Here is a 19,897-nt window from a genome sequence, read left to right as displayed (position 1 = left end):
ACACGGGTCGATGACGCAAACCGCAATGCTTCCGTCCAGCCTGATCGTGATTCCGTGCCTGAACGAGGCGGCCCATATCGGTGCGCTCGTTCACGCGCTTCGGCCGGCAGCCGAGAGGCTCGGCGCCAGGATCGTAGTCGCCGATGGTGACAGCACCGACGGCACAAGGGCCATCGTCGGCGAGATCGCCGGCAAGGACCCGAAAGTGATCCTGCTCCACAACGAAAAGCGCCTGCAGAGCGCGGCGATCAATCTCGCCGTCGCCCGTTACGGCGAAGGCGCCGAGTATCTCATCCGCATCGATGCCCATGGCGGCTATCCCCCGGACTATTGCGATCGGCTGGTCGAAGAGGCTCGGGCCACCGGCGCTGATTCGGTCGTCGTCTCGATGCTGACCAGCGGAAGCGGGACCGTGCAGAAAGCCGCCGCCGCGGCGCAGAATTCCAAGCTCGGCACGGGTGGCTCCAAACATCGGCATCTCTCGGCGGGAGAGTGGGTCGATCACGGCCATCATGCGCTGATGCGGATATCGGCCTTCAACGCGGTGGGCGGCTACGACGAGACGTTCAGCCACAATGAGGATGCCGAACTGGACTACCGCCTCCGCCAGGCCGGCTACTGCATCTGGATCAGCGGCAAGACGCAAATGGTCTACTATCCGCGCTCGTCGCTGAAGGGCCTCTATTTCCAGTATCTCGGCTATGGCCGCGGCCGGGCAAGGAACGTTCTCAAGCACCGCATGATACCGAAGATCCGGCAAATGGTGCCGCTTCTGGTGTTTCCGGTGGTCCTGCTCGCCGCCTTCTCCTTCATCCATTGGCTGGCGGTCGTGCCGCTCCTGCTGTGGGCGTCGGTCTGCCTCGGCTATGGTGTGTGGACCGCCATCAGCCAGCGCAATCCCGATATCGCGCTGGCTGGGATTTCGGCGATGGTCATGCATTTCGGCTGGTCTGTCGGCTTCTGGCTGCAACTGCTTGGACCTCGATCGCAGCGCGGGGTGGCATGATGGGCAACGCCGGCAAAAACAGAGGCATCGACATCTGCGTCTGCACGTTTCGGCGGCCGGAGCTTGCCGACACGCTCCGTTCCCTGGCCGCCATGGACATGCCTTCGGGGTTCGATATCGGCATCATCGTCGCCGACAATGACGACGCGCCGACGGCCGAGCCATTGGTGACGAGACTGGCGGCGGAGCTCAAGCTGCCTATCCGCTACCGGCATGCGCCGGCGCGCAATATCTCGATCGCCCGCAATGCCTGCCTCGACGCCAGCACCTCGGATTTCGCCGCCTTCATCGACGATGACGAAACGGCGTCTTCGCGCTGGCTGGCCGAACTGGTCGCCGTGGCTGAGGCGAGTGGCGCGGCCGCCGTGCTCGGCCCGGTACGGGCGCTCTACGCGCCGGACGCGCCCGACTGGATGCGGAAAGGCGATTTCCACTCGACCTTGCCGGTCTGGGTGCGCGGCGAAATCCGCACCGGCTACACCTGCAACGTCCTGCTCAGCATGAGCGCCGACAGCCTGCGCGGCCGGCGCTTCAGCCTGGCGCGTGGCCAGACCGGCGGCGAGGACACCGAATTCTTCGACCAGATGGTCAAAGCGGGCGGCCGGATTGCCTTTTCGCCTGAGGCCTGGGTCGACGAAGTGGTGCCACGCTCCAGAGCCGCCTTCGACTGGCTCCGCCGCCGCCGGTTCCGCGTCGGGCAGACGCATGGCCATCTGCTCGGGCGTCATGCGCGGGGATTCGCACGGGTCAGGCAAGTCGGCCTCGCCTCGGCAAAGGCGGTCTATTGTTTCGCATCGGCGATCCCGGTCGCCATCAATCCCGTGCGCAGGAACCGCAGCGTGCTGCGCGGCATCATGCATGTCGGTGTCGTCAGCGGTCTGGTCGGCGTGCGCGAAATCCGCCAATACGGCCTGTCCTCGTCGCAGGAAGGGGGCAAACGTGCAGCCTGACGTCAGCTTTGTCATCGCCGCCTACAATGCGGAGGCGACCATCGACCGGGCGATTCGCAGCGCCATCGCCCAGCGCGACGTGTCCGTCGAGGTCATCGTCGTTGACGACAAGTCGCGCGACCGGACGCTCGACCTGGCGAATGCCTGGCCGCAAGATGCCGTGCGCGTCGTCGCCCTTTCCGCGAACCGCGGCCCCGGCGGCGCCAGGAATGCCGGCTTGGAGCTTGCCCGCGGCCGATGGGTCGCGGTGCTCGATTCCGACGATGCGGTCTATCCCGGTCGGATCTGCGCCATGATCGCGCGTGCGGAAAAAGCCGGTGCCGAGATCGCCGTCGACAATCTCCAGGTCGTTCGCGAGGACGGCGTCGCCGATGAGACGATGTTCCCGGTCGACTATCTCGAAGGCTTGGGTGAGATCTCGCTGGCGGACTACATCGCCGGCAATGTGGTCTTCGAATCCAGGTTCAACCTCGGCTACCTCAAGCCGATCTTCCAGCGCCGGTTCCTGGACGAAAACGGGCTTCGCTATGATGAAGGCCTGACCATCGGCGAGGATTACATACTGTTGGCCAGTGCGCTGGCCAGGGGCGGCAAATGTGTGGTCGAGCCGACGACCGGCTATGTCTATCATATCCGCACCGGCTCGATTTCCCGCGTGCTCGAACTTCATCACGTCGAGGCGATGCGCAAGGCCGATATCGTCTTCGCCAGAACGCATTCGATGGACGCAAAGGCCGAGGCCGCTTTCGCCAGGCGCGCGCGCAGCCTGCGCAAGGCGGCGTCGTTCCTGTCGCTGGTCCAGCACATCAAGGCGCGGTCCCCGCTCAAGGCGATATGGACGGCGCTCAGCGATCCGGCGGCGGTCAGGCATATGGGCATGCCGATCGTCGTCCGGCTGCGAAGGGTTGCGGCGCAATTTGCCGCGGGTGCGGGGGAGGTGAAGGATGCGGGCAGGTGAAAACGGTTTTCACGGGCCTGCGACAGGTTGAATTCGATCTCCTCAGAAGGAACATGCGATGAAGAAAGTCAGGAAGGCAGTCATACCGGTAGCGGGGCTTGGGACGCGATTCCTGCCGGCGACCAAATCCATGCCGAAGGAAATGCTGCCGGTCGTCGACAGGCCTGTCGTGCAATATGCGGTTGACGAGGCGTTCGAAGCCGGCATCGAGCACATCGTCTTCGTGACCGGTCGCAACAAGGCGGTCATCGAGGACTATTTCGACCTGCATCCCGAATTGGTCGGGACCCTGGAGCAGGCCGGCAAGCAGGCGCAGCTTCTGTCGCTCGAAAGCCTGCTTCCGGTGGCCGGCGCCACCAGCTTCATCCGCCAGCAGTCGCCGCAAGGTCTCGGCCATGCGGTCTGGTGCGCGCGCGAGGTCATCGGCGACGAGCCTTTCGCCTTGCTGTTGCCGGATATGGTGTCCTTTGGTGGGCGCGGATGCCTTGCCGAAGTCGCCGACCTTTATGCCGAGACCGGTGGAAACGTCATCGCCGTCGAGCGCTGCGATCCGACTGAAACCAGCAAATACGGTATTGTCGGCTGCGGCGCCGATGTCGGCTCGGGCTTCGAGGTGACCGCCATGGTCGAAAAGCCGGCTCCGGCCAATGCGCCGTCGAACTACTACATCAACGGCCGCTATATTCTGCAGCCTGAGATTTTCTCGCTTCTGGGCAATCAGCAACGCGGCGCCGGCAATGAAATCCAGCTCACCGACGCCATGGTCCGTCTCTCGCAAAGCCAGGCCTTCTTTGCCCAGCCCTTCAACGGCCGCATGTTCGATTGCGGTTCCAAAGAAGGGTTCATCCAGGCCAATATTGCCTTCGCGCTGGCGCGTGACGACATGAAGGAGCCGATCTTCGACATGCTTCAGGAGTTCGTCCGGTCACATGAGCGCCGGGTCGAAGCCGCATAATGCCCATTTTTTGGGAGCATCAGCGTATGGATGGCGACGCAAGGATAAGCGAAGCGTTTGGCGGCCAGGTCTCGCTGTATCTGGCATGACGTTTGCGTCGCGTATTCGCTGATGCTCCCGATCGCACCTGCAAACTGGAATTGGACCGAAGATGAATTATGCCAACTTTCCTCTCGACAAGAGGAAGCCATTGCCGAATTCCGACGCGGTGAACGCTGAAGACTTCATCGACGTCGAGCGCCTGCTCGCCATGGCGGCAAGGCAGGCGAAGGTGGTTGCGGCATGTGCCGCGATCGGTCTTTTTCTGGGCGTGCTCTATTTGCAGACCACGCCTCCCACCTACATAGCGACGAGCAGCGTGCTGATCGACGAAGGCTTGAACAAGGTCGTCGACGATATTTCGGCGGCATCGGTCAGCATGCAGACCGACTCGGCCATTCTGAGCCAGCTCGAAATTCTCCAGTCGGCGAGACTGGCGGCGGTGGTCGTCGACAAGCTGAAGTTGGACAAGAACAACGCTTTCATGAACCCTCCGACATCGGCCGCAGCGAAGGCTGTCGGCTCCGTGCGTGGCGTGATCCGGTACTTCCGCCCCAACCCCGTCGCGGGCGGCGTCGACATCAGCCAGCTCGATCCGGCGACGCGTGACGCGATGATCGCTTCATCAAGCCGCGATTACGCAATCCTCAAACTGCAAAGCGAGGTGCAAGCCGAGCGCAGCGGCCGAAGCTTTGTGATCTCCATCGCCTATCCGGCGAAGGATCCGGCGCTTGCGACCGCGATCACCAAAGCCTATGCCGACGCCTATCTAGCCGATCAGCTCGATGCCAGCTTCGATGCGACCGAGCGCGCGGCGGTCTGGCTGCAAGGCCGGCTGACGGAGCTGCGTGACAGTTCGCAAGCGGCGGCGCTCGCCGTCGAGAAGTTCAGGGCCGAGCATGGACTGGCCGTCAATGACGGCCAATTGATCAGCGACAAGCAACTGGCAGACCTCAATGCCCAGCTCATCGTCGCACAGGCCGATACCGCTCGCGCCAGCGCCCGCTACCAGCAATACAAGACGATTGTCGAAAGCGGCTCGGACAACGCCTTCAAGGATGCCGCCATATCCAGCGACCAGCCGAGCAGCTCGGTCATTGCAACGCTCAAGACCCGCTATCTCGCGGTCGCCAAGCGGCAGCAGGATGTCGAAGCCAACTTCGGGGCCCAGCATCCCCAGGCGGTCGCGCTTGCCAAGGAAAAGGCTGATATATCGGCACAGATATTCGGCGAACTGAAGCAACTGACCGAAGGCTATCGCAACGAATACGAGGTCGCCCTCGCGCGCGAGACGGCGCTCCGCGCGAATGTCGCGTTGGCGGCCGGCAAGAGTTCCACCGACAACCAGTCGCAGGTCAAGCTGCGGGAACTGGACCAGAAGGCAACGGCGCTGGCGACGCTCTATCAGACGTTCCTCGGCCGCTACGAGGAAGCCTCCCAGCAGCAGTCCTTCCCGGTCGGCAAGATCCGTGTCATTTCGGATGCGTCGATGCCGCAGTCCGCGGCAAGCCCGCGCACGTCCATCGTGCTGGGGCTGTCGCTTGTGCTTGGCACGATGCTCGGAGCCGGCGTGGGTGGGCTGAATGAATTCAGGGAGCGGTTCTTCAGGACCGGCGAGGACGTTCGCGATCGCGTCGGTCTCAAATTCCTCGGCTACCTGCCGATCATCGGCAGCAAGGCCACCAAGGACGACAAGCGCGTCGATGGGCAGGCGGACAAAGCCGCCAAATCACCATCGAGCGCCGAAAAACGTGCGCGCATGCGAGTGAGTGTCGACGCCCCTGCGTCGATGTTCTCTGAAACGCTGCGCAGCGCCAAGATCGCTTTCGACGTGGTGATGGAAGGGCAAGGCAGCCGGGTCATCGGCGTGATTTCGGTCCTGCCCGGCGAGGGCAAGTCAACGGTCGCGGCTAACCTGGCTGGATTGCTTGCCGCCAACGGATCGAGGACGCTGCTGGTCGATGGCGATCTGCGCAATCCCGGCCTCAGCCGCGGCCTTGGCATGGAGGCCGAGCAGGGGCTGATGGAAGCAGTGGTCAGCGGCCAGACCTGGCAGTCCGTCGGCAAGATCGACCGACAGACCAAGCTGGCCATCGTCCCGGCGGTCCTGCGTGGTCATTTCTCGCATACGAGCGAGCTGCTGTCGTCGGCCGGAATGCGGCGTTTCATCGACAACGCCAAGGAAACCTTCGAATATATCATCGTCGACCTGCCGCCGCTCGGCCCCGTGGTCGACGCCAAGGCCTTTGCTCCACTCGCCGACGGTTTCGTTCTCGTCACCGAATGGGGGCGCACGCCGCGCGCCATGGTGCAGTCCATGCTGAGCTCCGAACCCTACATCGCCAACAAGATCGTCGGCGTCGTCCTCAACAAGGTCGATTTGAAGAAGCTGGCGAAATATGGATCGATGGGCGGATCGGAAAAGTTCTTCGACAAATATTCGACCTACTATCTGGAAAAGTCGGAAGCCCGCGCGAAGGCAAACGTCTGAGGCGGATGCGCCGCCGCTTGCTTGCCCCCGCGGCCGGCTAAACACACCGGCGCGTTACGCTGCCCTGAGACGGTAGCGGAAAATGGTGTGGTCGAGCAGGAGGCGTATTCGCGGCTCGGCTTCGATCGCGACCAGCCAACTCGCCGCGATCATGGTTGCTCCGACAACCATCATCGACAGCAGGTATGGCACCCCGGCGCGCACCATGGCGCCGAGAAGGGCCGCGCCGACCACGTTGTGGATCAGGTAGAGCGGATAGGTCATCAGGCCGATCCGGCGCCAGCCGCTCCAGGAGAGATCAAGTCGCAACGACCATGCCATCAGCGCCATGGCGGCGAGAAACAGGAGGATCGGCGGCGCGTAGGGCATCGCGGCTTCGACCTTGACGCTGCGGACGTCGACCGCGCCGACGATCTGCAGCACGCCGCCGGCCAGAAACAGGGCGCAGAAGACAAGGCGGGCTGATGTCACGCCCTTGAAGCGCATCAGCCAGAACAGCACGCCTGTCGCGAAAAAAACTCCGTGATGCACCAGGGCGAGGTCGAGCCAGCGCGTCTCGGCGAGATCCGACCAGCCGAGCGGATAGTAGAGGCACCAGAAAAGCGTGCTGATCGCGCCGATCGCGATCGCTACCGCTTCCATCAGGTTGAAGCGGCCGAGCCACAGCAGTATCCAGACGACGGCATAAAAGGCGATCTCGATGCCGAGCGTCCAATAGACGCTGTCGACCCAGGGGTTGAACGGAACGAACAAAGCGGTGCGGATGAGCCTGACGGCCGCGTCCGTCGGCCAACTGAGATCGACGAAAAGCAGCACCATTGCGGTGATAGGCGCGCAGATCCAGACGGCCGGCGCCAATCGTTTCACCCTTGCCTCGAAAAACCGCAGCGGCGTCGAATGCTCGGCGCTGAAGGCGATGACGAAGCCGCTGATGACGAAGAATATCTGGACACCAACCCATCCGAATTGGACCAGCCAGCCTATTTCCGGCTGCGGCGGCACGCCGCCCGTCGCGCGCGCCGAAACGCCCTCGGGGAACGCCCACACCCAGAAGCCGTAGTGGTAGAACATCACCATGACGGCGGCGAGAAAACGCAGGATGTCGACGCCGCCGAATGTGGTTTTTTGCTGAGCCATGCCGTGCCTTCGGAATGGCCCCCCAACGCAAAGCTTAGGGTCTATTGCTGCATTGCACAACAGACGATTGCAATGCGGGATGAATTCGTGGATTCGTCAGACGAGGCGATCCGCTTGCCGCGCTCCGAAGGCAACCAGAGCATGTTCCCGAAAAGTGGAATCCGGTTTTCGGAAAAGATCATGCTCAGATAAAAGAGATAGAGCCCATCCCGATTTATCGGGATGGAATAGGCTCACATCAAAGCCCGATCCCACGACCTTTCAGTGCCGCGGTGATCTCGTCCAGAATAGCCGGATCGTCGATCGTCGCCGGCATTGCCCATTCCTCCTTGTCGGCGATCTTCTGCATGGTGCCGCGCAGGATCTTGCCGGAACGCGTCTTGGGTAGGCGCTTGATCGTCACCACCGTCTTGAAGGCCGCGACCGGACCGATCCGTTCGCGCACCAGAGCGACCACCTCGTTCTCGATAGCGCCAGTGTCGCGCGCAACACCCGCATTCAACACGACGAAGCCGAGCGGAACCTGGCCCTTCATCTGGTCGGCGATGCCGATGACGGCGCATTCGGCAACGTCGGGGTGCGCTGAAAGCACCTCCTCCATCGCGCCGGTAGACAGCCTGTGGCCGGCGACATTGATGATGTCGTCGGTGCGGGCCATGACATAGAGGTAGCCTTCCTCGTCCATCATGCCGGCATCCGCCGTCTTGTAGAAGCCGGGGAATTCCTCGATATAGGCTTGCCGGAACCGGGCGTCGGCGTTCCACAGCGTCGGCAGGCAGCCGGCCGGCAGCGGCAGTTTCACGACCACATTGCCCAGCGTGCCGCGCGGCACTTCATGGCCCGCATCGTCGAGCACGCGAATATCGAAACCCGGCATCGGCACGCCGGGCGAGCCGTATTTCACCGGCAGCAGACCCAGCCCGGCCGGGTTTATCGTCATCGGCGAGCCGGTCTCGGTCTGCCACCAATGGTCGATCACCGGCACCTTCAGCTTCTGCTCCGCCCATTTGATGGTTTCGGGGTCGGCGCGCTCGCCGGCGAGGAACAGCGTGCGGAATTTCGACAGATCATATCTCGGGATGAATTCACCCTTGGGATCCTGTCCCTTGATGGCGCGGAAAGCGGTCGGCGCGGTGAACAGAGCGACGACGCCATGCTCTGATATCACCCGCCAGTAGGTGCCGGCGTCGGGGGTGCCGACCGGCTTGCCCTCGAACAGGACAGTGGTGCAGCCATGCAGCAGCGGTCCGTAGACGATATAGGAATGGCCGACCACCCAGCCGACATCAGAGGCCGCCCAGAACACCTCGCCCGGCTTGACGCCGAATTCGTTCTCCATCGTCCATTTCAGGGCGACCATATGGCCGCCATTGTCGCGCACGATACCTTTCGGTTGGCCGGTCGTGCCAGAGGTGTAGATGATATAGAGCGGGTCGGTGGCAAGCACCGGAACGCAGTCGACATTGGCGCCCGCGGCCCGCTCTCGAGCGACGGCGTCGGCATAGTCGATATCGTAATTATCCTGCAGCTCACAGCGCAACTGCTCACGCTGCAGGATGAGGCAGGCTTCCGGCTTGTGCCTGGACATCTCGATGGCGGCGTCGAGCAGCGGCTTGTAGCCGACGGTGCGGCCGGGTTCCAGGCCGCAGGAGGCCGAAATGATCAGCTTCGGCCTGGCGTCATCGATGCGGGTGGCGAGCTCGTGCGAGGCAAAGCCGCCGAAGACGACCGAATGCACGGCGCCGATACGGGCGCAGGCAAGCATGGCAATGGCCGCTTCCGCCACCATCGGCATGTAGATGATGACACGGTCGCCTTTTTGGACGCCGCGGTTCTTCAGCACCGAGGTCAGCGCCACCACCTCGCGCTTCAGTTCGGCATAGGTGTATTTCCTCACCGTACCGGTGATGGCGCTGTCGTGGATCAGCGCGATCTGGTCGGCGCGCCCGCCCGCGACATGGCGGTCGACGGCGTTGAAGCAGGTGTTGCAGGAGCCGCCGCTGAACCAGCGGCCATAGACGCCGGCTTTGGCATCGAACACGCTATCGAAGGGCGTGAACCAGTCGATGGCCTTGGCCGCTTCAGCCCAAAACCCTACAGGGTCGCGTTTCCAGCCGTCATAGACCTCGTGATAGCGTGACGCCATCCAGTTTCCTCCCCAGGAACGATTTGCCGGGGATAGCCTATGCGGTTTTTTGCAGCCATGTGCAATTTCGTCTTTCGGCGACCTCGCCTAAGGGCAAGACGGTAAGCCGCTCAAAATCCTGCGCGAGGACATGCGTTAGAACGGCAATGCCGCAAGCATGAGCCCGACTCCGCCGGCGATCAATATGGCTGCCGCCAGCGCCTTGCGATGACGTTCGAAGCTCGTCGGCGCCCGATCCCAGTTGTATCGCATCCGCAGTCTCCCCAAATACCGACGGCTCTCACCTTACCCCGGGTAAGAAGCGCATCACCGTGCCTAGGATCCGTTTGTCGACTTGACAATGCCGAAGTGCGACTTGTCATGAGGCTGTCACCGACTATTTCTGGGGGAGTCACATCGGCGCAACTGTCGGAACCTGATGGATTGCCCTCCTGGGCAATCGCCAGACAATGGACAGCGTGGCGTTGTCGCGCTATTTGCTCTGCCGCAATCCTGCATGGTGTGGAGCGGGCCCATGGTCGAAATTGCCTCTGAAATGGTTCTGCGCCTGGCGGACGATGCCTCGGTCCAGCATGTCGGCGATGGCGCCGTCGTGCTGTTGGCGCGCAGCGGTCAGCTCTACACTTGCAACGACACCACCGAGGCCTTTCTCGACAAGGTCGATGGCGCGCGCAGCCTCGACCAGATCGTCGGCCTGCTTTCCCAGGAGTTCGAGGTCGACAAGGACACGCTCGATCAGGACATGGCGGCGCTGGCCGAGGAACTGGTGGCGGAAGGCATCCTGGCCGCCCCGGCTGCGTGATGGCTGACGGACCTCTTCTGCGTGCGCTGTTTCGAGCCCACCTGTGGACAAGCGCGCGGCTGATGCCGGTACTGATCGGCCAGCGCGATTTTGAAGCCGTGCTGAAATGGGCGCCGCTCCACTCATCGACCCCCTATCATGGCTTGTCGTCGTCCTACATCGTCGCAGCGGTCAACCGCACGGTCAGGCATCCCTGGCTGATGCGCGATCGCCGATGCCTCAGGGAAGGCCTGCTCGCCCATCGCTTCCTCCGATTTGCCGGCTTCGATCCCGATCTGCGCTTCGGCGTCGATCCCAAGTCGATGCAGGCGCCGAGCCTGGCGGCGCATTGCTGGCTCTGCCTCGATGGCAGGGCGGTGGTCAGCGACTGCCTTCCGGGCATGGTCGAGATCTACCGTCACCACGCCGAGGCCGGAAAGGCGCGCACCGCTTGACCGGACCTTTGGCTCAGGGTCGCTATGCCCTTAACGGGCAGGTCGTCGGCATATCGGCCGCAAGCCCTGAGCTTTGGCGGGATTTCGACAGGATGCTCGCCAGCCTGCGCACGACGGCTCCGGTCGAGCCGGACTTTCTGATCCGCATCGTCGAGACGCAATCCTTGGCCGAAATGCCGGTCGGGTCTCTCGCCTTCGATGGCGAGGTGCCGGAGGATGGCCACTGCCGGATGATCGATAATGGCGACCTCATCCATCTGATTTTCCCCGGCCGCCAGACGGTGGCCATCCATGCCGGCGAAGGCTGGGCCGAAATCCGCGTCCGCCCGGACACGAGGGTCACCTGGACCGCCTGGATGCTGCTCCTCGACGCAGCACTTGATGCCGGTGGCCAGCACATGCTGCACACCGCCGGCCTGACCTTGCCGGGCGGCGATGCCCTCGTCCTGATCCATGCGCCCAGCGGCACCGGCAAGACCACGACGTCGCTGGCGCTGGCCTCGCAAGGCTTCGGCCTCTGCTCGGACGATGCCATGATCCTGAACGTTGCGTCAGGCAAGGCCACCGCCTGGGGCCTGCCGCGTGCCGTGAAGATCCACCGCAAGACCGCCGAGATGGTTCCGCTCGTCGCAGCATGCCTTGGCCCTTCATGGGACCGCAATGGCGAGCAGGCGGTTGCGCTCGAACGGCTGAGCGAGATCATGCGCGTCGAAGATTCCGGCATCAGACCGGTGGCGGCACTTCTCAACCTCGCGCGGTCGGCCGATGGCCAGAGCAGGCTCCTGGCCATGGCCAGAACGGATGCAATGGCCGCGCTTGCCGCGGACAATGTCAGGATCGGCATGACCGGCCTGCTGCTGCTGCAAAAGCACCGGTTGGCGACGATCGCCAGGCTGGTCTCGGCAGTCCCGACCTTTACGCTGGAAGTGGGGTCCAGGCCGACCGATGCCGCGCCGCTGATCCGCTCCGCCTTGGCTCAGGGTTGAAGGGACAACCACGCCGTGCCGTCCTCTCAGGCGAAATGCGGCTTTGCCCTGGCAAGCCGCTGGATCCAGCGGAATGCATCGCGGCTGAGGCGCGAGCCCATCTTGTTCCTGGAATTGACGTTCAGCAGGGTGTTCCTGGTGATCAGCCGCCTGGCCAAGCGGATGCCGAGATCGGGCTTGATCCGTCCCGCCAGTTCAAGGGCGTGCGCGTCGTCGAACAGCCGGCCGGTCACGTTGAGCACCGTTGCCAGTTCGAGCTCGATGCCGGTCATGCGCGCCGCCTCGAACAGACGCGCTTCCGATTCCGCTGAGTGGAGCGCGCGAACGCCCTGCAGCACGTCCACGCAAAGCTGCAGCCGGTGGAATTTATGCCCGCCGCAGGCGTGGACGATGGCGATGGTGAGAAGCGCTGCCGGTGTGTCGGTTGCCTCGCCGTCGATCGTGCGCAATTCCCTAAAGCCCAGCGACAGGCGCCGCCGCATGCCGGTGTCATGCACCAGATTGCCATGCAGTTCGATCAGCAGGCTCGGATTCTCCTGTTCGAGCCATTTGAACTCCTGCAGCTCGCGCGACCGGGCTTCATCGCCGGCGAGCTTGAAACCGCATCCCGCGATGACCTGGTTCGCATGGGGCAGATTGGCCGGCTCGACCAGTATGTCGATGTCGGTAAACGGCCTGTCGGTGACATGCCGGTAGAGCTTTCGGGCAAAGACCGGACCCTTGACGATCCGCGCCGGCACACCCTCCGCAGCGAGCGCCTTCATGATACGATCGCCGTGATATTGCAGCAGCATCGACTGGCCGGTGACGATCGGCGCCTTCTGGCGCAAGCCGGACAATTGCTCCTGCAACGCCGCATCCTGCGGCAGACGCCTGTCGCCACGCTCCGGCAGCTTGCGCAACATGATCGGCAGCACGCCATGAAACTCGGCATTGGCGAGCAAGGCCGATAGGGTTTTTGCAGCCGGGTCGCCGGCAGTCGGCGCCTCGGGATCCGCATAGTTCAGCAGCAGTTTTTCATCGGCGGGCGTCAGCGGTGGCAGCATCAATCCGGGCAGCGTTGCGATTGGAGACGATATCGCTGGCATGGTCGCAGAAAAGCACCGGCGAAGCTACATGCCCCAGCGCAACGCCGCCGTATGCACCGGGGCGTCCCACAATGCGGTCGTCTCGGCGTCCAGCATGGTCAGCGTGATCGAGCAGCCGGCCATGTCGAGCGACGTCACATAGGAACCGACCAGCGAGCGGGTCACCATCACGCCGTGCTTCTCAAAGATTGTCCGGGCGCTGTTATACATCAGATAGAGCTCCATCAGCGGCGTACCGCCGAAGCCGTTGACGAGGAGCAGCGCCGGGCCTTTCGCCCGGTCGCCGAGATCGCCCAGGATCGCCAGGCAGATCTCCTCGGCGATGGCATCGGCGCTCTTCAGCGTGTCGCGTCGCCTTCCGGGCTCGCCATGGATGCCGACGCCGAATTCCATCTCGCCGTCGCCGATATCGAAGGTCGGCTTGCCCGCCGCCGGCACGGTGCAGCTGGTCAACGCCACACCCATCGAGCGCGTCCCCCCGTTGACGCGCTCGCCCAGCGCCTTCAGCGCTTTCAGCGCCATGCCTTGCTCGGCCGCCGCACCGACGATCTTCTCGACCACCAGCGTGCCGGCGACGCCGCGTCGGCCGGTCGTGTAGGACGAATTCTCGACGGCGACATCGTCATTGGTCACGATCTGCATGACGCCTTCAGACATTTCGGCGGCCATGTCGAAATTCATCACATCGCCCTCGTAGTTCTTGACGATGAACAGGCAGCCGGCGCCGGTGTTGACGGCTTCCGCCGCCGCCATCATCTGGTCCGGCGTCGGCGAGGTGAACACCTGACCGGGGCAGGCGGCGTCCAGCATGCCATGCCCGACCAGCCCGCCATGCAATGGCTCATGGCCGGAGCCGCCGCCGGAGATCAGCGCCACCTTGCCTGGTTTGAGCGCCTTGCGGCGAACGAATTTGTGCTCGTCGCCAAGCTCCAATATGTCGGAGTGCGCTGCGACGAAGCCGTCGAGGCTTTCGGTCAGCACCGTATCCACCGAATTCAGAAATTTCTTCATGGCCGTCCTCCCGAAATAGCCGCTTCGACAAGCGGTCAGCCGCCACCCTTGCCGGTGATGCTGGTGATCTTCTGGATGAAATCGTTGACCGCGCGGTCGAGCGCCGCGTTCTGCTTCTCGTCGCCAAAATCGGGCACGATCAGCGAGACGTGCCGTGTCTTGCGCATGCCCGCCGCAACCGACATCTTGCCGGGATGCGCCTGGTGGTAGGCGGCGAGGAAGTGGTCGCGCTCGGCCGGGCTGAAATGGCAGACGGAAAAAATAGCCGGCAAATGTTTTGACGGAATCGGGATCGAATAGGCCGGGCTGGAGATCTGGGTGACGAAGCTGCGATGCTTGCCGAGCGCATCGGCAAGGCGCTGGCGCATGCCGGACGGACGCTGGTCGATAACCTGCGACAGGATCGTCTTGTAGGCGCGGATCGCCTCTTCCGAACCGGGCACAGGCGTCTTGTCGGCCATGCCGGCGCCCTAGACGGACACGTCCGCGATGGCCGCTTTGGCCATGGCGAGCTGGGCCGGTACCACGGAGAGGTCGCGCAGACCGGCCTCGATGAGCACCGGGATCGATGCGGGATCGCCGCCGGCGTCGCCGCAAAGGCTGACCGGTATTCTCTTCGCCTGGCCGAACGCGGCGACCGAGGCGATCAGCCGGAGCACGGCCGGATGCCGGACCGAATTCAGATGCGCGACCGAGGCATTGTCGCGCGCGGCCGCCATCACATATTGGGTCAGGTCGTTGGAGCCGATTGAGAAGAAGGCGACGCCGGAAAATGCCTCGGGCGCGATCGCCACCGAAGGCACTTCCACCATGATGCCGAGCGGCGGCATTTTACATGCGACACCGCGTGCGGAAAGCCCGGCTTGTTCTTCCGCGAACAGGGCAGCGGCTCGCTGATATTCGTCCATGACGGCGATCATCGGGAACATCACCTTGAGATTGCCATGCATGGCGGCGCGCAGCAGCGCCCGGATCTGCACGCGAAACACCTCCGGCCGCGCCAGCGACAGCCTGATGCCGCGCAGACCGAGGAACGGATTGCCTTCCTCGACGGTGAAGCCCGGCACCGGCTTGTCGCCGCCGGCATCGACGGTGCGGATGGTCACCGGCTTTTCGCGCGCCCATTCCAGCACCTTGCGGTAGGCGCGATATTGCGTTTCCTCGTCGGGCAGCGTCTTGCCGAACAGGAATTCGGTGCGCATCAGGCCGACGCCGTCACAGGTCGAGATATCGATGCCGTCGACATCGGACGGATCGGCGATGTTGACCTGCACGCGCACCGCCGTGCCGGCTTTTGTCACCGCCGGCTTCCCCAGATAGGTCTGTGCCCTGTCGCGACGTGCCGTGAACGACGACGAAGACCGGCGGAAAGCGTCGATTTCGGCCTTCGATGGTGAAAGCACGATGCCGCCATGCTCGGCGTCGAGCAGCGCGACGCCGGCAAGATGAGCCGGCGAAGCACCAAGCCCGGCCACCCCAAGCCCCACGACCATCGGCACGCCGCGCGAGCGCGCCAGCATGGCGACATGGCTGGCGGCACTGCCGGCCTTCAGGGCGATGCCGCCGCCGCAACTCCAGTCGGTTTCGAGGAAGCGTGTCGGCGCGATGTCCTCGCCGTAGAAGATGGCGCCGGCAGGTGCCACAGCCTCGCCGTCTTCGGTCAGCGCGCGCAGCACCTGGTCCCTGATATCGCGCATGTCGGCGGCGCGCGCCCGGAAATAATCCTGGTCGGAGGTTTCGTAGCCGGCAATCTCGGCATCGAGCGACTGCCGCCAGGCCGCATCCGCCGGTTGGCCGGCGGTGATCGCCGCGAAGGCCGGGCCGGTCAGCGCATCGTCCTCCAGCATGGCGACCTGGAATTCGAGGATGCCGGCCGCCTCGCCATCGGCTGTTTCCATCAGCCCGGCGAGCCGGCCTGTGGCTACGCCGATCGCCGCCTCAAGCGCGGCCTTCTCATCCGCTGACGTCGCCTTGCCCGTGTAGCGCGCGGCAACAGGTTCGAGGTTGAACAGCGGCCCCTCGGCATAGCCGGCCGAGGCTGAAATGCCTGTCAGCCTAAGCGGTTCGGACATGGTCCGCGCCTTCGTCGAAATCGCGCCGCACCAGCTCGACCAGCGCGTCGACCGCCTCGCCGGCGCCGTCGCCCTTGGCTCTGATATGCAGCATCGTACCCTTCGGCGCCTTGGCCGCCATCACCTTGACGATGCTTTTGGCGTCGAACCACGGCCCGTTGGCCGCGAGCGCCACCTCGACTTCGGCCGAAAATGTCTTGGCGAGCTTGGTGAACTTCACCGAAGGGCGCGCATGCAGACCCACCTCGTGGGAGATCAGGACGGTGGCTTCGGCGGATGCGGACATGCTGTCAAAATTCCTGTTCGTTCACGACGGCGACAATTCGTGCGCCGTCGCCACCACTTCCCTCAGCGAGGCGCCGCCGGAAGCCTCCGTCGCCGCCATCACCGCGCCCTCGACGATCGGCGCGTTGCAGACGATGATCTTCTGCGCGCGCGGCTCGCCGATCATCTCGACCGCCATCTCGCTGTTGGTCTCGGCGCCGCCGAGATCGACGAGGATGGCGACACCCGCCTCCGACCAGGCCTTGTCGATGGCGCCCATGATTGCCTCGACGTTGGTGCCCAGTCCGCCATGGCCGTTTCCGCCGCACCATGCAAGCGGCACCTCGTCGCCGACCATCTGGCGCACCATGTCCGCCGTGCCTTCGGCGACCAGCGGCGAGTGCGATACGATGACGATGCCGACATTGCTCATGCGCGCCCCTCGATTGTTTCGGCAACGGCCCGTACCAGCAGCGCGGTCGAACGTGCCCCGGCGTCCATATGGCCGATCGACCGGTCTCCGAGGAACGACGCGCGCCCGCGCAAAGCCTTCATCGGCACAGTGGCGTCGGCCGCTCTATCGGCGACGGCGACGATTTCCGCAGGCGTCTTTCCCTCCGCGAGCGCCTCATGCACCGGCTGCAGCACATCGAGCATGGTCTTTTGCCCGACCTGCGACTTGCCCCGCGCGGCCACCGCTTCGATTGCCTTGCCGAACGCAGTCGCCAGATTGGCGCGATCGGGCTCTGGGGAAATTTCCTTGCCGAGCGCCATGAACAGCGTGCCGAAAAGCGGCCCCGAGGCCCCGCCGACGGTCATCACCAGCTTGGTGCCGATCGCCGTCAGTGCGTCGGGCAGCGGCTTTGCCGCGAATTTGTCTGCCTCGGCCCTGACAGCCTCGAAACCGCGCTTCATGTTCAGCCCATGGTCGCCGTCGCCGATCGCCTGGTCGAGCGTGGTCAGCTCTTCCGCGTGGGCGGCAATCGTATCGGCGGTGGCTGATATCAGCGCCTTCAGCTCAAGTCTGTCCATCGTCCCGGTCTTGTTCATCGTCCCAGTCTTGTTCATCGCCCCAGTCTTGTTCATCGCCTCTGCGCTCATCGGTTGGCGATCCTGTTGCCGGCCTGGTCGAAGAACAGCGGCGCCCGGTAGCGGATCGTCACTCTGTCGCCCTTTTCCAGTTGCGTGTCGGGGTCTGTCAGCGTCACCAGTTTTTTTGTCCCCACGCTTACATGAAGGTGGTTCTGGTCGCCCAGATGCTCGACCCAGTCAACAACGCCGTCGGCGTGGCCGTTCGACGCCTTGCCGATCGACAGATGTTCTGTACGCGCGCCGATCGTTTTGGTTCCCGCCGGCATGTCGCCATCGGGCAGCAGGCCGGTCGGCAACAGATTGATCGCCGGCTGGCCGAGCCTTGCCGCGACATGAAGGTTCGCCGGCTCCGAATAGATCGTACGCGGCGTGCCGATCTGCACCAGCACGCCCTCGGCCAGGATGCCGATGCGGTCGGCCATGGTCATCGCCTCGATCTGGTCGTGCGTGACGTAGAGCATGGTGGCGCCGAGCTCTGCCTGGATGCGCTTCAGCTCCAGCCTGAGATCGGCGCGCAGCTTGGCGTCGAGCGACGACAGCGGCTCGTCCATGAGGTAGATGGCGGGCTTGCGCACCAGGGCGCGGCCGATGGCGACGCGCTGCATCTCGCCGCCGGAAAGCTTCGTCGAGCGGTTGTCCAGCTTGTGATGGATGCGCACCATCCTGGCCACATCCTCGACGCGGCGGCGCACCGCATCCTCGGCAAGCCGCCGTGCCGGCGAACGCAGCGGAAAGGCGAGGTTGTCATAGACCGACAGATGCGGATAGAGCGAATATTGCTGGAAGACGAAGGCGGTGTCGCGCTCGGCAGGCGACAGCATCGTGGCATCGCGGCCGCCGATATGGATCGTGCCCGTGTCGGGCCGTTCCAGCCCGGCGATCAGCCGCAGCGTCGTCGTCTTGCCGGCCCCTGTCGGCCCGAGCAGCACGACGAATTCGCCGTCCTTGATCTGCAGGTCCAACCTGTCGACGGCGGCGTGCTCGCCAAAACTCTTGGCCACGCCTCTGATGTGCACGTCAGCCATGGCGCGCCTCCGCCGCTGCGTCATGGATTGCGGTCCTGACCGCGCGGCCGGATCCCTTGTCGAACAGCGACAGCCGCGCGCTGCTCAGCGCCAGGCCGACATGGTCGCCCGTGTTGAGCCGGATTTCAGCCGGCACCCGCGCCTTGATGATGCCGTCCGCAGTCTCCACTGCCACGATCTGCGTGGTGCCGAGATATTCGGTGCCGTAGATGGCGCCGCGCAATTTCGAGGCATCGTCGAAGCGGATGTGTTCGGGACGGATGCCGAGTGCCATTTCGGCCGGCGCGATATCCTCGCGCACCTCCGGCACCGCCACCTTGGCGCCCTGCACGGTGATCTCCCTGGATCCTTTCGCCAGCCCGCCGCCGAAGCCCAGGAAATTCATCGGCGGCGAGCCGATGAAATCGGCAACGAACATTGTCGCCGGGCGGTCGTAGATTTCGCGCGGTGTGCCGAACTGCTCGATGACGCCGTGGTTCATCACCGCGATCTTGTCGGCCATCGACATCGCTTCCATCTGGTCGTGGGTGACGTAGACAGTTGTGGCGTGGATGCGGTTGTGCAATTCGCGCAATTCATGGACCATGAGGTCGCGGAATTCGGTGTCGAGCGTGCCGAGCGGTTCGTCCATCAGGAAGCATTTCGGCCGCCGCACGATGGCGCGGCCGAGCGCCACGCGCTGACGGTCGCCGCCGGCAAGGCCCGACACCGATTTGTTGAGCAGATGATCGATGCGCAACAGCTTGGCCGTCTCTTCCACCCGCTGGCGGATTTCGGCTGATGGCATGCCTTGCGCCAGCAGCGGGAAGCCGATGTTCTTCCTGACGTTCATGTGCGGGTAGAGCGCGAAAAGCTGGAAGACGAAGGCGATGTCGCGCTCGCGGGCGCGCCGCATGGTGACATCCTCGCCGCCGAGCAGGATCTTGCCGCCGGTCGGCAGTTCGAGCCCGGCGATCATCCTCAGCGTCGTCGTCTTGCCGCAGCCCGACGGCCCAAGCATGACGAAGAACTCGCCGTTACCAACGACGAAGTTGGAATCCTGCACGGCGACGAAATCGCCGAACGCTTTCCTCAGATGCTCAACGCGGATTTCAGCCATCGTCTACTCCGGGAATTTCGAGACGATGATGAACATCGCCGTGCCGGCCAGCATGGTGATGAAGGAATAGGTGTAGAGCGACAGCGCGAAGGGCTGGAACAGCATCAGGAAGCCGACGGCGATGATCGCGGTGGCGATGTTTTCCATCAGCCCGCGGCGGAGCGTGCGCGGCCACGACGATTTTCTGGAAACAGCGGGGCGCGTCATGCGGTTCTCCCTTCCTTCTCCCCGTTCACGGGGAGAAGGTGGCCCGAAGGATCGGATGAGGGGCGGCGCGAACGTTCCGATTCAAGGCGGATGTCGGCGCTGCCCCTCATCTGCCTGCCGGCATCTTCTCCCCGT

The 19,897-nt window shown here is 64.0% G+C and carries 20 protein-coding genes; 8 read left to right on the top strand and 12 right to left on the bottom strand.

The features are described from left to right. Positions 1-10 precede the first annotated feature (10 nt). The 5 genes from MESS2_RS02440 (at position 11) to MESS2_RS02420 (ending at position 6,399) form a co-directional block, all read left to right on the top strand. Positions 11-1,006, top strand: a complete 996-nt coding sequence (locus MESS2_RS02440; RefSeq protein ID WP_008872471.1) for a glycosyltransferase family 2 protein — start codon at positions 11-13, stop codon at positions 1,004-1,006. Further along, on the top strand, positions 1,006-1,956 hold the full coding sequence (locus MESS2_RS02435) for a glycosyltransferase family 2 protein (protein WP_040591889.1): 951 nt from the start codon (positions 1,006-1,008) through the stop codon (positions 1,954-1,956). The genes MESS2_RS02440 and MESS2_RS02435 overlap by 1 nt, the downstream gene beginning before the upstream one ends. Then, on the top strand, positions 1,946-2,914 hold the full coding sequence (locus tag MESS2_RS02430) for a glycosyltransferase family 2 protein (RefSeq protein ID WP_008872469.1): 969 nt from the start codon (positions 1,946-1,948) through the stop codon (positions 2,912-2,914). The genes MESS2_RS02435 and MESS2_RS02430 overlap by 11 nt, the downstream gene beginning before the upstream one ends. Positions 2,915-2,972: 58 nt before the next feature. Beyond that, positions 2,973-3,869 (top strand): UTP--glucose-1-phosphate uridylyltransferase, encoded by an 897-nt coding sequence (locus MESS2_RS02425; RefSeq protein WP_008872468.1) that lies wholly within the window; start codon positions 2,973-2,975, stop codon positions 3,867-3,869. Positions 3,870-4,020: 151 nt separating this feature from the next. Continuing rightward, on the top strand, positions 4,021-6,399 hold the full coding sequence (locus tag MESS2_RS02420) for a polysaccharide biosynthesis tyrosine autokinase (protein WP_008872467.1): 2,379 nt from the start codon (positions 4,021-4,023) through the stop codon (positions 6,397-6,399). 54 nt (positions 6,400-6,453) lie between these two features. On the opposite strand, the gene MESS2_RS02415 is transcribed toward MESS2_RS02420, so the two are convergent. Together MESS2_RS02415 and MESS2_RS02410 are read right to left on the bottom strand one after the other, a co-directional pair. Then, entirely contained in the window at positions 6,454-7,536 is a 1,083-nt protein-coding gene (locus MESS2_RS02415) for an acyltransferase family protein (RefSeq protein ID WP_008872466.1), read from the bottom strand. 238 nt (positions 7,537-7,774) lie between these two features. After that, positions 7,775-9,682, bottom strand: a complete 1,908-nt coding sequence (locus MESS2_RS02410) for a propionyl-CoA synthetase (RefSeq protein ID WP_008872464.1) — start codon at positions 9,680-9,682, stop codon at positions 7,775-7,777. 514 nt (positions 9,683-10,196) lie between these two features. On the opposite strand from MESS2_RS02410, the gene MESS2_RS02405 reads away from it, so the two are divergent. From MESS2_RS02405 to MESS2_RS02395, 3 genes are read left to right on the top strand one after another with little or no spacing between them, the layout of a single operon-like run. Next, entirely contained in the window at positions 10,197-10,484 is a 288-nt protein-coding gene (locus tag MESS2_RS02405; protein WP_008872463.1) for a PqqD family protein, read from the top strand. Next, a complete protein-coding gene (locus MESS2_RS02400; RefSeq protein ID WP_040591886.1) occupies positions 10,484-10,918 on the top strand; it encodes a lasso peptide biosynthesis B2 protein in 435 nt (144 codons plus the stop codon). The genes MESS2_RS02405 and MESS2_RS02400 overlap by 1 nt, the downstream gene beginning before the upstream one ends. After that, a complete protein-coding gene (locus MESS2_RS02395) occupies positions 10,915-11,904 on the top strand; it encodes a phosphoenolpyruvate carboxykinase (ATP) (RefSeq protein WP_008872461.1) in 990 nt (329 codons plus the stop codon). Before MESS2_RS02400 ends, MESS2_RS02395 begins: the two co-directional genes overlap by 4 nt. A gap of 26 nt (positions 11,905-11,930) precedes the next feature. On the opposite strand, the gene MESS2_RS02390 is transcribed toward MESS2_RS02395, so the two are convergent. The 10 genes from MESS2_RS02390 to MESS2_RS02345 form a co-directional block, all read right to left on the bottom strand. Further along, a complete protein-coding gene (locus MESS2_RS02390) occupies positions 11,931-12,950 on the bottom strand; it encodes a nucleotidyltransferase family protein (RefSeq protein WP_040591884.1) in 1,020 nt (339 codons plus the stop codon). Positions 12,951-13,016: 66 nt separating this feature from the next. After that, positions 13,017-14,003: a dihydroxyacetone kinase subunit DhaK gene (gene dhaK, locus MESS2_RS02385; RefSeq protein WP_008872459.1), complete on the bottom strand. Its 987-nt coding sequence runs from the start codon at positions 14,001-14,003 to the stop codon at positions 13,017-13,019. A gap of 35 nt (positions 14,004-14,038) precedes the next feature. Beyond that, positions 14,039-14,464: a hypothetical protein gene (locus MESS2_RS02380; RefSeq protein WP_008872458.1), complete on the bottom strand. Its 426-nt coding sequence runs from the start codon at positions 14,462-14,464 to the stop codon at positions 14,039-14,041. A gap of 9 nt (positions 14,465-14,473) precedes the next feature. Next, positions 14,474-16,075, bottom strand: a complete 1,602-nt coding sequence (gene ptsP, locus MESS2_RS02375; RefSeq protein WP_008872457.1) for a phosphoenolpyruvate--protein phosphotransferase — start codon at positions 16,073-16,075, stop codon at positions 14,474-14,476. After that, the gene (locus MESS2_RS02370) at positions 16,059-16,361 is read right to left on the bottom strand and encodes an HPr family phosphocarrier protein (protein WP_008872456.1); all 303 of its coding nucleotides are present in this window, start codon (positions 16,359-16,361) and stop codon (positions 16,059-16,061) included. The genes ptsP and MESS2_RS02370 overlap by 17 nt, the downstream gene beginning before the upstream one ends. A gap of 21 nt (positions 16,362-16,382) precedes the next feature. Continuing rightward, complete coding sequence (gene dhaM / locus MESS2_RS02365; protein ID WP_006325214.1) at positions 16,383-16,772, bottom strand: dihydroxyacetone kinase phosphoryl donor subunit DhaM; 390 nt, start codon at positions 16,770-16,772, stop codon at positions 16,383-16,385. Further along, entirely contained in the window at positions 16,769-17,389 is a 621-nt protein-coding gene (gene dhaL / locus MESS2_RS02360) for a dihydroxyacetone kinase subunit DhaL (RefSeq protein WP_425277744.1), read from the bottom strand. The genes dhaM and dhaL overlap by 4 nt, the downstream gene beginning before the upstream one ends. A 47-nt stretch (positions 17,390-17,436) precedes the next feature. After that, on the bottom strand, positions 17,437-18,456 hold the full coding sequence (locus MESS2_RS02355) for an ABC transporter ATP-binding protein (RefSeq protein ID WP_008872454.1): 1,020 nt from the start codon (positions 18,454-18,456) through the stop codon (positions 17,437-17,439). Next, positions 18,449-19,555, bottom strand: coding sequence for an ABC transporter ATP-binding protein (locus MESS2_RS02350; RefSeq protein WP_008872453.1), 1,107 nt, complete (start codon positions 19,553-19,555; stop codon positions 18,449-18,451). The genes MESS2_RS02355 and MESS2_RS02350 overlap by 8 nt, the downstream gene beginning before the upstream one ends. A gap of 3 nt (positions 19,556-19,558) precedes the next feature. Continuing rightward, on the bottom strand, positions 19,559-19,762 hold the full coding sequence (locus tag MESS2_RS02345) for a hypothetical protein (protein ID WP_008872452.1): 204 nt from the start codon (positions 19,760-19,762) through the stop codon (positions 19,559-19,561). Positions 19,763-19,897: the final 135 nt, after the last annotated feature.

This window comes from Mesorhizobium metallidurans STM 2683, from assembly GCF_000350085.1.
Classification (GTDB): domain Bacteria; phylum Pseudomonadota; class Alphaproteobacteria; order Rhizobiales; family Rhizobiaceae; genus Mesorhizobium; species Mesorhizobium metallidurans.
Note: the sequence above shows the minus strand (reverse complement) of the source record. Positions and strands in the feature narration are given on the sequence as shown.